The organism is Xanthomonas maliensis, from assembly GCF_009192945.1.
Classification (GTDB): domain Bacteria; phylum Pseudomonadota; class Gammaproteobacteria; order Xanthomonadales; family Xanthomonadaceae; genus Xanthomonas; species Xanthomonas maliensis.
Window position 1 is genome coordinate 29,656 of sequence record NZ_NSET01000044.1, and the last position, 13,726, is coordinate 43,381.

Consider the following 13,726-nt stretch of genomic DNA (forward strand, 5'->3'; position numbering starts at 1 on the left):
CGGACATCGCGAACGGGCGCCATGGCCGCGCCTGCGACGCGCGTGCCGAGGTTGAGCGAGCGGCTCATTCGGCGCGCAAGGCCTGCATTGGCGGCACCCGCGCCGCACGCTGCGCCGGCGCCAGCGCAGCGAGCAGACCGGCGGCCGCCAACACCAGCAACACCGTGCCGATCGCCAGCGGGTCGGCCACGCGCACCTCGAACAGGAAGCGCTGCAGCAGCCGCGACAGCGCCATCGCCACGCCCAGGCCGAGCAGCAAGCCGACGCCGATCTGCAGGCCGGCTTCGTACAGCACCTGCTGGCGCAACCGGGCCGGCGGCGCGCCGAGTGCGGCACGCACGCCGAACTCGTGCTGCCGCGCGGCCACCGCCACTGCCATCACGGCGTAAAGGCCGACCGCCGCCAGCAGCAACGCCAATCCCGCGAACAAGCCTACCAGCAGCAGATTGAGCTTCTGCTCGTCGGTGGTGGTGGCCACCAGCACCTGCATCGGCTGCAGATCGGCAATTGGCTGCTGCGGTGCCACTTCGTCGACCGCCGCACGCAACGCACGCTCGTCGGCACCCAGCGCACCTGCGCGCAACCTCACCGCATAGGTCAGGGCGCCGAAACCGCGCATGATCTGCCACATCGGTTCGCTCATCTGCGCCAGCGGTTGGTACACCATCGGCTCCGGCGGCTCGGCCGGGCTGGTGTGGCGTACGTCGCCAACCACGCCGACCACGCGCATCGACATCCGCTGATCGCCGCCGTCGTCGGGGACGCTGACGATCTTGCCAAGCGGCTGCCTATGCAGGTAACGCGCGGCGAATGTGGCGCTGACCAGGCACACCTTCTCGGCACCGGCCACGTCGCCGTCGGCGATGCCGCGCCCGGCCAGCAGCGGGATGCGGAACACCTCCAGGAAGTCCGGCGTGGCCATCCGGTACTGGCTGTTGACCATGGGCATGCCATCCACCTCCACGCTCCAGCTCAGCCGCGTTGCCGTCGGCGGATTGCTCGATACGCCGACCCGTTCGATGCCTGGCACCTGCTGCAGCCGTGCGACGATGCGCCGGGTCTGCTCCACCGCGGCTTGCGCCGTGGCGTAACGCTCCTTCACCGGCGCCAGGGTGAAAACCACCGCCGAGCGACTCTCGAAGCCCATCGGTACCTGCGCCAGCTGCTGCAGGGTGCGCATGAACAGCGCCGCGGCGATCAGCAGCACCACGGCGATGGCCACCTGCGCGACGACGAGCATGCGACCGATGCGGCCGGCCTGCAGGCTCCAGCCGCCGCGACCGCCGCCAGCCAGTTCCGCGACCAGGTTGCGGCGACGCCCGCGCACGATGCCCAGCGCCGCAGCCAGCAGCGCGGTGGCGCCGCCGGCGAACAAAGCGAACAGCGCGCTGCTGCCGGTCAGGTGCGCCGGCTCGCCGCGCATCCACAACAACGGCACCCAGCCACCGAGCAATCGCAGGCCGAGCCAGGCCAGCGCCAACCCGGCCAGGCTGCCGAGCGCACCGATCAGCACGCCTTCGGCCAATGCCGGCAGGTTCAGTCGCATCCACGGCGCACCGAGCGCAGCGCGCACCGCACTGTCGTGGCCGCGCCCCAGCGCGCGTAGCAGCATCAGGCTGGTCAGGTTGATCGCCGCGATCGACAGCACGCAGCACGCTGCGGCGAAGAACAGCCACAGCGTGTTGCCGCTGTAGGAGGTGTACAGGCTGTCCTGCAGCGGCAACGCGTTCGGCGGCTGCCGCTGCAGGCTCTGCCACCAGGCGTCGTCCATGTGCGGGTTGTTGCGCAGCAAGCGCTTGATCACCACCGCGGTCTGCGCGGATGCGGCCTCCACGCTGACACCGGGCCGCAGCCGCGCAATGATGACTTCGTTGGTGGACAGATTGGTCGTGGCAAGGTCCGGCTGCATGTTGCGGATCAGATCGAACGGTTGCGCCCAGGGAAAGTCTGCCGGCAGCACGCCGACGATCTGCACCGGCACACCCTCCACCTGCAGCGTGCGTCCCACCGTCGCCGGATCGCCGCCGAAATAGCGCAGCCAGAAGCGATACCCCAGGATCACCGCCTGCGGCCCGCCGGGCCGGCTCTCCTCTGCATTGAAGTTGCGTCCGGTCGCCATCGGCAGGCCGAGGGTGTGCAGGAAGCCCGCATCGGCGCTGATCGCCTGGACCACCTCGCTGGTACCGCCACGCGCGATATTGGTCGGCACCGGAAAGCCGCGCGCGATGCCGATGGCCTGTATGCCGGCCATCTGCCGCAGCACGGGGTAATAGCCGGGTGCGGCGACGTTGCTGCCGCCGTCGGCCTGTCCCAGGGTGACCAGCTGCTGCGGCTGCGGAAACGGCAGTGGCTTGAGCAAAGCCTGGTCGAGCAGCGCGAACACCGTGGTGGTGGTGGCCACGCCCAGCGCCAGGGTCAGCATCGCCAGCAGCAGGTAGCCTGGCTTGCGTGCGAGCGCGCGCCAGGATTGGCGCGCCTCGGTCCAGTACAGGACGGCGCTCATCGCGCCTGCTCCACCGGGCGCAGCGGCAGCGTGATGTCCTGGGCGTGACGCAGGCGTTCGAAGCTGTCCTCGTCGACGATGCGTCCATCGAGCATGTGCACGATGCGCTGGGCGCGCCGCGCAAATGCCCCATCGTGGGTGACCATGCACAGCGTCGTGCCGTTGTCGTGCAGTTGTTCCAGCAGTTGCATGACCGCCTCGCCGTTATGGCTGTCGAGGTTGCCGGTGGGCTCATCGGCCAGCAGGATCGACGGGTTACCGGCCAGCGCGCGCGCCACCGCCACGCGCTGCTGCTGGCCGCCGGACAACTGCCCTGGATAGTGCTTGTGGCGATGATGCATGCCGACCAACTCCAGTACCTCGCGTACGCGCTGGCGGATCCTGCCGCGCTCGGCACCGTCGCGGTAGGTCAGCGGGAGCGCCACGTTCTCCTCGACGGTAAGGTCGGCAATCAGATTGAAGGCCTGGAAGATGAAGCCGATCTCGGCATTGCGGATGCGCGCACGGCCGACCGCATCGAGCTCGGCGACGCGACGGCCATTGAGCTGATAGCTGCCGCTGCTGGGCGCATCGAGCAGGCCCAGGATCGACAGCAGGGTGGATTTGCCGCAGCCCGACGGCCCGGTGATGGCGATGAAATCGCCGCGTTCCACTTCCAGCGCGATCTCGGCCAGCGCGTGGGTCTCCACTTCGTCGGTATGGAACACCTTGCTCAAGCCGTGCAGTCGGATCAGCGGCTCGGTCGCAGGGACGGATACGGCAATGGCGGTCATGCGGTCTCTCCTGATGGCGCTAGCGTAAGCGCAAGGTGTCGTCGGCGTTCCATTGGCTGGTATCGGACAGCACGACCTGCTCGCCGGCACCCAGGCCGGCACGGACTTCGATGCGATCGCTGGAGGCGGCGCCGAAGCGGACGCGGGTGCGCTGCGCGCGATCGCCACCGTCGCGCAGCACGAACAACGTGCCGGCGGTGTTGGGAACGGCCAGTGCCGGACGCGGAATGCTGACCACATCGCGCAGGGTGCCGAGCAGGATGCGACCGTCCACCGACAGGTCCGGACGCGCACCCGGCGGCAGTGGTGGCGCCAGCCGCACGTCGACCACCACGCTGCCGCTGCGCACCGCCGGGTCGATCCGCGCCACCTGCCCGCGCACCACACCATTGTGCGTATCCACCGCCACCGGCAGTCCGTCGATCACGTCCTTGGCCAACACCTCGGGCACCTGCAAGCGCGCCAGCAGATCGTCCGGGCGCGCGACCCGCGCCAGCTTGGCACCGGCTTCCACGCGCTGGCCCGGTTCCACTTCCACCTGCTGCAGGATGCCGTCGCTACCGGCGCGCACCTGCAACGACGCCGCCTGTTGCGTGGCGATGGCCAGCGCACTGGCGGCCTGCGCGCGGCGCGCCTGCGATGCCCGCATTTGCGCGGCCATGTTCTGTCGGAATGCAGCCACGCGCTGGGTCTCGATGGCGGCGCGGCCGCGCTGCTGTGCTTCGACGATCTCGCTTTGGGTCAGGTCGATTGCCGAGATGGCGCCACCGGCGTGACCGCGCCGATAGGCTTGTGCCTTGACCTGTGCGATCTGCAGATCGGACGCGGCCTGGGCCTGCAGCGCCCGTTGGTCCAGCAACTGCGACGCCAACGCCGCGCGCAATGCGGCCAGGTCGGCGTCGGCAGCGCTCAGCGCAGCGCGGGCGCGATCCAGTGCCGCGTCCAGCTCGGGATTGCGCAGCTGCAGGATCAGCGTATCGGCCTGGACCCGCGCACCGGCATCGACTGCTTGCTGCTGCACGGTCGCCGGGGCGCCGGCGGTGATCCAGCGGATCTGCCGCGGCACCAGCACGCCGTTGGCACGGATTTCGCGGCGCATCTCGCCGCGCGTGGCCGCATCGATCCATAGCTCGCTGCGTGCCACTCGCGGCGCAGCGCGGCCGGCGCCGAGCACCACCACTGCAACGAGGACAGTGACGCCTGCGGCCAGTGACAGCCAGCGGCGACGATGGCGCCAGAACGAACGCTGCGGAGACTTCGCGATATCCATGGCCATTGCAAAGCAGGCCGCATGCCAGGTCGAAAAGCGCGATAAGTCATTGAAACCGCTACACAGCGTGTCTGCCGGTCACGGGCACAGCGTCCGCAAGTGGACGCGCAGCGACCGATTCCGGACGGTTGCGCGGCGACGCCTGTGCTCAGCGTTGCTCGAGCGACGCGCGGTAGCGCAGCAGCGTTTCGGGTTCGTCGGTCTGGAACGCGCTGATGCCGGCGCGGTGCAGCCGGCCCCATACCGCATCCGGATCGCGCACCGCATCGGCGTCGCCGCCGTAACCGGCAACGAAGCCATCCCACAGCGTGTTGACCAGCAACCGCACATGCTGCTGCTTGGCCAGCGCGGCCAGCGCCGGTAGCTGTTCGGCGGGTATCCGCGGCAGCTCGATCGCCACCGGCCGTACCTTGCCGCCCATCTGGGTGCGCAAGGTCTTCAGCAGGTCATCGCTGCCCGGCGGATTGAGCAGTATCGGCGTGAAGTTGATGCGGTCGAACGGCGGCAGCGTCGCCAGCGGCTGGCTGTACACGCCGACCTCGGTCTTGAGCACGACCTGGCGCTCCATGCCGGCGCGCCGTACCGCGTCCGCCACTTCCGCGTAGATCGGCGCCTTGACGTCCAGATTGAGCATGATGCGGCCCTTGGCCGCCGCCAGCATCTGCTCCAGGCGCAGCGGATGCTGGTCGGTGAGTGCGGCATCGGCGCCGCCTTCGTCATCGCGCAGCCGCAGTTGCGACAGCTGCGCCCAGGTCAGTTCCGCGACCTTGCCGCTGCCGTCGGTGGTGCGCTCGACCGTGGCGTCGTGGAACATCACCAAGGTGCCATCGGCGGCGCGGCGAATGTCGGTTTCAAGCATGTCCACGCCTATCGCTACGCAGCGCTCCAGGCCAGCCAGCGAGTTCTCCGGCGCATGACCAGCAAAGCCGTGCGCGGGCGCAGGGTTATGGCAGCCGCGATGGGCGACGACGAAGATCCCGCCGTCGGGATTGGCCAGGCGTGCCTGGATCGCCGTGCCGGCCCCAGCATTGGCCGCCATCGCGGCGGGGTCGGCCAGGGCAGTGACCAGCAATAGCAGCGGCAACAGGAAGGACTTCATGGCAACAGGAATCCGCAGGAGGAAAGGAGGGAATGCCTTTAGAGGGAAGGCGTGAAGCGCAGGCCGACCCAGTAAGTGGTCGGGACCGAATAGCTGTCCTTCAGCAGGTTCTCGCCCGGCCCGGTCACGCTGGTGATGCGACTATGGGTGAGATTGCCGATCTGGCCGATCACGCTGAGTTGCTTGCTGACCGCATAGGTGGCCGAAAAGTCCAGTTGCGTGCGCGGCGACCAGTACAGATCCTGCCAATCGACGTTGCTGACGATGGAGCGTAGTGCCTTGCCCTGGCGGTTGTATGCCAGCCGCAGCTCCAGACCACCGGTGTTATAGAACAGCGTCGCGTTGGCGGTGTTGTCCGGCTGGCCGACCAAATTATCCAGCGTGCGTGTTTGCTGGCTGAGGGTGGTGCCGCTGCCGATGCTGTAGGGCACCTGCAGACTGCCATCGAGCAGGGCTAGATTGGCGCTGACGCCGAATCCGCGCAGCCAGGGCGCCAGTGGCTCCAACGTGTTGAGGATGACGTTGAATTCAACGCCGCGGATCTGCGCCTTGGAGGCGTTGGCCGGCGTGCTGATCAACGCATTGGCATAGGTGGTGCCATCGAAGGTGAAGCGGTCGGTGCGCGAGAGCGTGAAGATCTCGTCCTCGATGTGCTTGTCGAATATCGCCGCCGACAGGAAACCGTCGAAATCGCCAGGCAGGCGCCACTCCAGCGAGAGGTCGAGATTGTTGGACACGCGCGGTTTGATGTCCGGATTGCCGAGGGTGACGGTGACGCCCTGCGCATTGGGGTTACCGGCATCGCTGGTGTTGACGAAACCGATCGAGGTGCGCGCGGCGTAAGCGTCGTAAGGAGGTCGCCCCAACGTGCGGCTGGCGCCCACGCGCAGGTCCAGCGCATCGTTCAGGTGGTAGGTCAAGATCGCCGAGGGCAACAGGTAGCCATAGCTGGAGCGCGTAGGATCGTCGACATAGACGTACTGCTGGCTGGCGGCATCGAGCTGGCGCCGCCGCCCCACCGTCTCGATGCGCGTACTGTCGTAATGCAGGCCAGCCTGCAAGTTGAAACGCTCGGCACGATAGCTGAGCAATCCGTAGCTGCCGAAGATGTTCTCGGTGTGGGTGAAGTTGTCCTGGTTGCTGAAGGCCGACTGGTCGGTACTGTTGAAGGCGCTCAACGGCGTCGCCGCAAGCACGCGGTTGGCCTTGTCCGGATCGATCGTCAACAGGTTGAGGCCGACATAGCGCATCGGCGCGCGTCCGCTGCCGACGACATCGCGCAGACCCAGTGCGGGTGCGCTGGCATTGGGCTGGTATTCCACCCGATAGATATCGAAGGACGGCTTGTCGGTGGTATAGGCGATGCCGGCGGCCATGCCGAAGCCCTGGTCGCTCTCGCCCTGGTTGAAGCCGTAATCGAGGCGACCGGTGAGGATGCGATCGGCGGCGTTGCGTTGGTAGTCCGGGCGCCAGTACGACAGGCTGTAGTTGTCGAGATTGTCGTAGGCCTGCGGCGACACCGCAAAGCGCTGGTTGAGTTGGGAGGTGTCGTAGTCGAAGGCGTAGTTCGGCGTGGCATGCAGGGTCACGCCATTGCCGGTCTGGCCCACCGGCACGGCCGCCGGGCGGGTGATGCCGGTGGCGTACTTGATCATGCGGATCGGCTCCTCGTAGGTCGCGTCGGACCAGGACCCGCGCACGGAGAGCTGTTGACGATCGGTTGGCCGCCACAGGGTGCCCAATTGCGCGACCTTGGTCCGGGTGGTGGTGATCTGGTTGGAATAACCGACCTCGATGTCGCCACCGGGATAGCGGCCGGAGGTCGCGGTCTGGTCGAAGACCTGGTTGCGATTGCGCGGGTCGATGATGACCTCGTTGCGCTGCATGTTGTCCTTGAACACGTAATAGCCGGCCAGCGCATACGCTTCCAGCGCCGCGCTGGGACGGGCCTCGAACTTGGCGGTGACGCCGTAGCGGTCGCGCTGGTCCTGCACGTACCAATATTTGTCCTGCTGCGGCACCGCCCAACCATTGCCGAGGTTGCTGCCGGTCTGCAGCACGCCGTTGGCGTCGTAGAACCCGTAATGCACCGTGTCGGTGGTCATATGGGTCTCGGTATAGCTGCTCAGGGTCTGATAGTTGGCCGAGACGGTCACACCGTATTGCTGCTCGCTGCCAAACGTACGGCTGCCGGTGGCATTGAGGCGATAACCCGGGTCGTCCTGATGGCGCGGCCTGCCGACATCGTTGGCGTGGCCCAGGGCAGCATCGGCACTGAAGAACGGCTTGCCGCCGAGCTCGAAGGCACTGCGCGTCTTCAGATTGATCGCACCGCCGGTGGCGTTGGGATCCAGGTCCGGGGTAAAGGTCTTGACCACCTGCAGTTCGCTGACCATCGACGCCGGCAACAGATCCAGCCGCACGCCGCGGGTGATCGACCCCAGCGTGCCATTGGGCGTGCCTGGCGAGGCGATGGTCAAGCCGTCGATGGTGACGTTGTTGTAGGACGGCCCCAGGCCACGCAGCACCGGCGTGGCCGCCTCGTCGCGCGGGTGTTCGTTGTCGGTGGCCGGCAAGACCGACAGGCCGGGCACGCGCCGCAAGGCCTCGACGATGGTGCTGTCGGGCAGCGCGCGCACGTCGGTGGCGCTGATCACGTCGGTGATATTGGTGGCCGCACGCTTGCTCTCCACCGCAGCCGCGTTGGCGCGACGCACACCGGTGACCTGCATCGCATCGAGCGTCTGCACCGCGCTCGTCGGCGACGCGGAAGCGGCAGTCGCATCGGTGGCAGCCACTACCTCTGCGCTCGCCTGGATCGCCGGGGATGACGTATTGGATTGCGCCTGAGCGGTGGACATGGCCATGACGATGGCCGCGGCAAGCACGGTGACGGATCGATGACGCGGAACGGAACACTGCATGGAGTGGGGCGTGCGCGCCAGGCGCCGTTTCTGTGACGAAGTCGGCAACCGTAGTCAGCCCGAATGACGCTCCTGCGGCAGCGCCAATACAACCACAAGACAGCGCGCGATCACGTCGCCGCAGGCGAAGCACAACGCAACCATCGCCGCATTTGCGAATCGCGGCGATCGCGTATCGCGGCCGGCAATGCCGGCCGCGATACGCACGGTGTTACGGCTGCACCACCGTGATGGCACTGGGAGCGCCACGCCCAACCCCACGCAACTCGGGTCGATACATGTCTTCCACCAGCGACGGCGGCACCGTGTAGGTGCCTGGCGTGACCGCGCGCACCAGGTAGTACAGCTGAGCCTTGCTGCCCGAGGACAGCGCCAGCGCCGCCACGTAGCGGTCGTCGCGGAACTCCTCGTGCTTGACGTCGGCAGCGCTGGAGCGCTCGCTGATACCGATGCCGTCGACCACCACGTCGGCCCACTGCTTGGCATCGCCCAGGTTGAAGTTTTCGATCTCCAGCCCGGCCGGCAACAGGTCGGTCAACAAGGCGTCGGGCATGTCCTCGTTGGCGGTGATGCTGACGCGCACGATCAGCGCCTCGCCTTCCTTGAGCGGGCCCGGTGTCCACGGCTTGCCGTCGGTGGTGTACCAGCTGCGTTCCACACTGAGATTGCGCGTGTCCGGTTCCGGAGCGCTGCGCGGAATGCCGGCAACTTCCAGGCTGGCATACATCGGCGCTTCGCCCTGCGGAACGAACTGCACGCCACGCGCCAGCGCGGCACTGTCGAAGCTGCGTGCGAACAGGCGCGCCGGGGCAACCTGCTCGGTCTGCCCATCCACTGTCAGGCTGCCAGCCACCTGCTTGCCCTGGCCGACCATCAAGGCCTTGCCCAGCCGCGCCAGCGCCACCTGCTCCTGCGTGCTCAGCCACAGCCAGCCCGACGCGCGACGCGCGTCCAGCGCGCGGCCCAAGGCGACCGCGCGGGCGTCGTACTCGGGCTTGGACAATCCACGTTCGTGCAGGATCGCCATCATCAACGCATCGTCGCGGATGGCGCTGCCGTAATCGCCGAAGTAGCGCGGACGCTCACCGCTGTCCTTGGCAAACCCAGCCTTGATCGCCGCCTCGCCGCGCTTGCTATCGCCCTGCAGCGACAGCGCCACCCCCAGATGCACCAGCGACAACCCGGTCAGCGCCTTGTCGCGCTGGTTGTCGTAGAGCGCGCGCAAGGTGCCCAGCGGTGCGCGGTTGACCCGTGCCAACACGTAGCCGGACCAGGCCTGGTTGGCGAATTTGAGGTTTTCGCGACGATCGTGGCCATAGAACTCGTTGCCACCGGACAGCAGGTCCTCGCTGAGGCGGTTGAGCGCCTTCTGCAGCACATTGTCCGGCACCGCAAAGCCAGCCTGCTTGGCATCGAGCAGGAATTCGGCGATGTAGGGCGTCAGGCCCGGATTGACGTAGCCATCGTCGCCCCACATCGAGAAGTGCCCGCTGGCGATCTGCATCGAGGCCAGGCGACCGAATGCGCCTTCCATGCGCTCGCGACGCTTGCTCGCATCCAGCCCCTTGGTGCCCAGTGCGCGCGCGGTCACATCATCCAGCAGCAATGCCGCATAACCCTTGCTGGTGGTCTGCTCGGCACAGCCGTACGGATACTCCAGCGCGCCCTGCAAGGCACTGGCGAACGGGATCGGCGGCAACGGGCTGACCACCATGCGCGCGGTCACCGAGCCGGCCATCAGGCCGTCGGCGATGCCGCTGTCCAGGGTCACAGGCGCCAGCGGATCGAGCACGCGGGTCTGCGCCCGCAATACCTGCGGCCAGCCGGCGCGCACCGGCAGGTCGTAGCTGCGATCGGCCTTGTTGCCGTTGCCCTCCACCCGCACGCGCAGCTTGGCCACGCCGTAACCCTCGGTGGCGGTCAGCGGGAAGTTCAAGGTCTGCTTGGCGTCCACGCCCAGCTTGAGGCTGCGGCTCGGCTCGCCGATCGCCAGCGGGCCGCTGGCATCCACGTGCACGCTGAACTCGCCGGGCTTGCCGGTGAAGTTCTGCACGTCCAGCGTCACCGTGCTGCGGTCGCCGGGCGCCATCACCCGCGGCATGCTGGCTTCGGCCAGGATCGGCGCGCGCACGATGGTTTCCATGTCACGATTGCCGTAGCGCGTATCGGAATACACCAGCGCCGATACCCGCAAGGTGCCGTTGAAATCCGGCACCGCTAGCTGCACACGCGCATTGCCCTTGGCGTCGAGCTTCACCGCACCGGAGAACAGGTCCACCGTCTGCACGCGCGCGGTCGGCCGCTTGGCCTGCGGCAACGCCTCCAGCGCCATGTCGCCGCCGAACTTGAGCTTGCCGCTGGCGCCGTCGAAGCTTTCGATGACCCGGCCGTAGATATCGTAGGCATCGGTGGCCAGGCGGCGCTGCGCGAAGAACTGCGCGTTGGCATCGGGCACCGGGAAGCGGGTGATGTTGAGAATGCCCACATCCACCGCCGAGACCGTGACATGGGCCGCGGTGCCGGCCAGCTCCGGCACGCTCACGGTCACCGCCAACGGCTGCTGCGGACGCATCTGCTTGGTTGCCGACAGGCCAACGGCTACCCGCCGTGCCTTGCGGTCCATCGGCACGTGCGCCACGCCCAGCGCACGCGCCGGAGTGATCTTGCTCGGTGCGCTGCCGCCGCGGAACACCAGTGCGGTGACATAGACATCGTGACGCTCCCAGGCCTCGGTCACCGGGATCTCGAAGCGACTGCCGGCCTTGACGTCGATGTCCTGCACGTACAGCAGCGTGTCGCTTTCCACCAACAGCACGCCCTTGCCGGGATGCGGCGGGGTCAGGGTGACGCTCAGCGTGTCGCCGGCGCGATAGGCGGTCTTGTCCAACGCCAGCTTGACCTTGTCCGGCCGCGCATCCAGGCCGCGGTTTTCGTCGTTCCAACTCCAGCCGGCGCGGAACGGATAGCGGGTGGTCAGCCCGGTGCTCGGGTCGAACACATCCAGCCGGTACTCGCCCCACTCCACCGGCACATCGAGTTTGACGGTGCCGTCGGCGATGTCGAGCGTGCGCGTCTCCTTGTTCTCGAAGCGACGGGTGAAGTCGTAATCCCAATGATCGTCGGTGTAGTTCCAGTGGTAGTCGCGCAGTTCGCGGACCAAGGTGGCCTTCAGGCCCTTGGCCGGCTGCGGCTTGCCGTCGGCATCGACGCGGGTGATCTCGAAGCGCGCCGCGGCATTGGCGTCGGCGCCATCGGCATCGTCGAACAACGGGCGAATGCCGACCAAGGCCTTGGCCGGCCACAGCACGCGCTTGAGCGTGCGGGTGACGGTACGGCCACCGGTCTCGTAGACGCTGCCGGAAACGACCGCGGCGATCGTGCTGACCGGCTTGGCCTCGGCCGGCAAGGCGATGTCCTCGCGCAGCACGCCGTCGCTGCCCAGTTCGGTGTCGATCACGTCCTTGGCCTCGCGCGGCAGCTCCAGCGTGGGATCGCCGAAGAACCAGCCCGGCAGCGATTCCAGCGGGTGCTGCTCGACGCTGACGGCGAGCTTGGCGGTGAAGCGGTTGCCCTGCGCGGGCGCGCCGTACAGATAGGCGGCATTGGCCACCAGCTTGAGCGGCTGGCCACCGGTCAACGTCTTCTGCGGGCTGTCCAGGTCCAGCTTCATGCGTTCGGGCAGGAATTCCTCCACCCGCACGGTCATGCCCTGCACCGCCTCGTTGCTGGCCGGGTCGGTGCGGAATTCCACCTGCCAGCGCCCGGTCGGGGCATCGTCCGGAATCCGTTGGGTGAACTCGAAATAGCCCTGCTCGCCGGGCTGCAAGCGAGTCTCGCGGAAAGTCTTGCCGTCGGGCTGCTTGAGCCGCAGGAACACCGGCTGGCCGCCCTTGCCCGGCCCCTTGGTCGGCTTGCCGTCGTTGTCGCGCAGGATGGCCGACACCCGCAGCGTTTCGCCCGGCCGATACAGGTCGCGTCCGGACCAGGCGAAGACATCGAACCAGGCGTTCTGCCGCCCGGCCACCGCGAACTCGCTCAGATCCAGCGCCGGCTGGTTGAACGGCAGCAGCGACAGATCGGTCTTGCTGCGCGCCACCAGCACCTGGCTGGCATCCAGCGTGTAGTTCAGCAGCGCATTGCCGTTGGCGTCGGTGGTGCCCTTGAGCACTGTTTCGCCCTTGGCATCGAGCACCCGCAGCTCCACGTTCTTGACCGCCTCACCGCTCTGCAGCGAGGCGGTGTGCACGAACAGCTTGTCCTTGTAGGCGCGGGTGTGCAGGCCGATGTCGCTGACGGTGAAGAAGGCGGTTTCGTAGGCATTGTCGAAGCTGCCGGCGCGCTTGAGCACGGCGAAGTACAGCCCCGGCTCCTGCAACTGCTTGATGTCCTGGGTCGGCAGATAGGTCAGCACGCGCTCGTTCTGCTTGCCGCCAAGGATGAAACGATTGACGTAGACCGGATCGGCCAGCTTGGACAGCGGCACGCGATCGTTGTACTCACTCTCCAGCTCCCAGCTGCCGCGCCGGCCGCCACGCTGGAAATGCTGGAAGAACGCCGGCAGCGCGCTTTCGCGCACGCGCAGGAACTCCACGTCCACTTCCGGCACGTTCACCGATACCACCGGCAGGCCACGGCTCTCGCGCGCCGGCAGCACGCTGCCCTGCGAGGCGAAACCGACCACCGGCTTGAGCGCGCCGGTATAGACCTTCTGCTTGATCTGCTTGCCCAGGCGGCTGCCGTCGGCGGCCACCAGGTTGGCGTCGATCACCACCGTGTAATCCTTGGCCGCTTCCACATACGGATAGCGCAGGGTCTTGCCGTCTTCCGACAGCGACCAGCTGCTGTCGCCGTTGCCGACCTTTTCCTCGAAGCGCACCAGCGCATCGAAATCCTGCGTGCCGACCAGCGGGCGAGTGAATTCCAGTGCCAGCGCAACGCCGTCGCTGGACTCGTCGGGATAGGCGCGTGCCAGCGCGAAGCCACTGATCGCCTGCCGATCGGCCTTGATGGCCTGGCCGCTGGCCGCCGGCAGCTGGCCGCTCTCGTTGCGCCGGCAGGCAACGCTGCCGATCGCCAGCGCGAGCATCACCAGCCACAGCAGCAGCCGCGTCGCCGACCGCTTCATCCCTGATCGCTGCCTGTCCATATCCGCCGTCC

At 67.5% G+C, this 13,726-nt stretch carries 5 protein-coding genes and 1 pseudogene; all 6 read right to left on the minus strand.

Features of this window, described 5'->3' with window-relative positions:
• Positions 1 to 64: 64 nt before the first annotated feature.
• On the minus strand, positions 65 to 2,503 hold the full coding sequence (locus CKY51_RS13350) for an ADOP family duplicated permease (RefSeq protein WP_152249352.1): 2,439 nt from the start codon (positions 2,501 to 2,503) through the stop codon (positions 65 to 67).
• On the minus strand, positions 2,500 to 3,276 hold the full coding sequence (locus tag CKY51_RS13355; RefSeq protein WP_022974611.1) for an ABC transporter ATP-binding protein: 777 nt from the start codon (positions 3,274 to 3,276) through the stop codon (positions 2,500 to 2,502). The genes CKY51_RS13350 and CKY51_RS13355 overlap by 4 nt, the downstream gene beginning before the upstream one ends.
• A gap of 19 nt (positions 3,277 to 3,295) precedes the next feature.
• Entirely contained in the window at positions 3,296 to 4,375 is a 1,080-nt protein-coding gene (locus CKY51_RS13360; RefSeq protein ID WP_238319597.1) for an efflux RND transporter periplasmic adaptor subunit, read from the minus strand.
• A gap of 319 nt (positions 4,376 to 4,694) precedes the next feature.
• Positions 4,695 to 5,645, minus strand: a complete 951-nt coding sequence (locus CKY51_RS13365; RefSeq protein ID WP_022974613.1) for a glycerophosphodiester phosphodiesterase family protein — start codon at positions 5,643 to 5,645, stop codon at positions 4,695 to 4,697.
• Positions 5,646 to 5,683: 38 nt separating this feature from the next.
• A pseudogene (locus CKY51_RS13370) lies at positions 5,684 to 8,440 on the minus strand (TonB-dependent receptor); the annotation flags it as partial.
• A gap of 340 nt (positions 8,441 to 8,780) precedes the next feature.
• Complete coding sequence (locus CKY51_RS13375; protein WP_022974617.1) at positions 8,781 to 13,694, minus strand: alpha-2-macroglobulin family protein; 4,914 nt, start codon at positions 13,692 to 13,694, stop codon at positions 8,781 to 8,783.
• Positions 13,695 to 13,726 lie beyond the last annotated feature (32 nt).

What these genes read in the sequence shown, in the direction of transcription:
- CKY51_RS13350 (WP_152249352.1), bottom strand. Translation starts at nt 2,503, where the DNA reads ATGAGCGCCGTCCTGTACTGGACCGAGGCGCGCCAATCCTGGCGCGCG.
- CKY51_RS13355 (WP_022974611.1), bottom strand. Translation starts at nt 3,276, where the DNA reads ATGACCGCCATTGCCGTATCCGTCCCTGCGACCGAGCCGCTGATCCGA.
- CKY51_RS13360 (WP_238319597.1), bottom strand. Translation starts at nt 4,375, where the DNA reads ATGCGCCGCGAAATCCGTGCCAACGGCGTGCTGGTGCCGCGGCAGATC.
- CKY51_RS13365 (WP_022974613.1), bottom strand. Translation starts at nt 5,645, where the DNA reads ATGAAGTCCTTCCTGTTGCCGCTGCTATTGCTGGTCACTGCCCTGGCC.
- CKY51_RS13375 (WP_022974617.1), bottom strand. Translation starts at nt 13,694, where the DNA reads ATGAAGCGGTCGGCGACGCGGCTGCTGCTGTGGCTGGTGATGCTCGCG.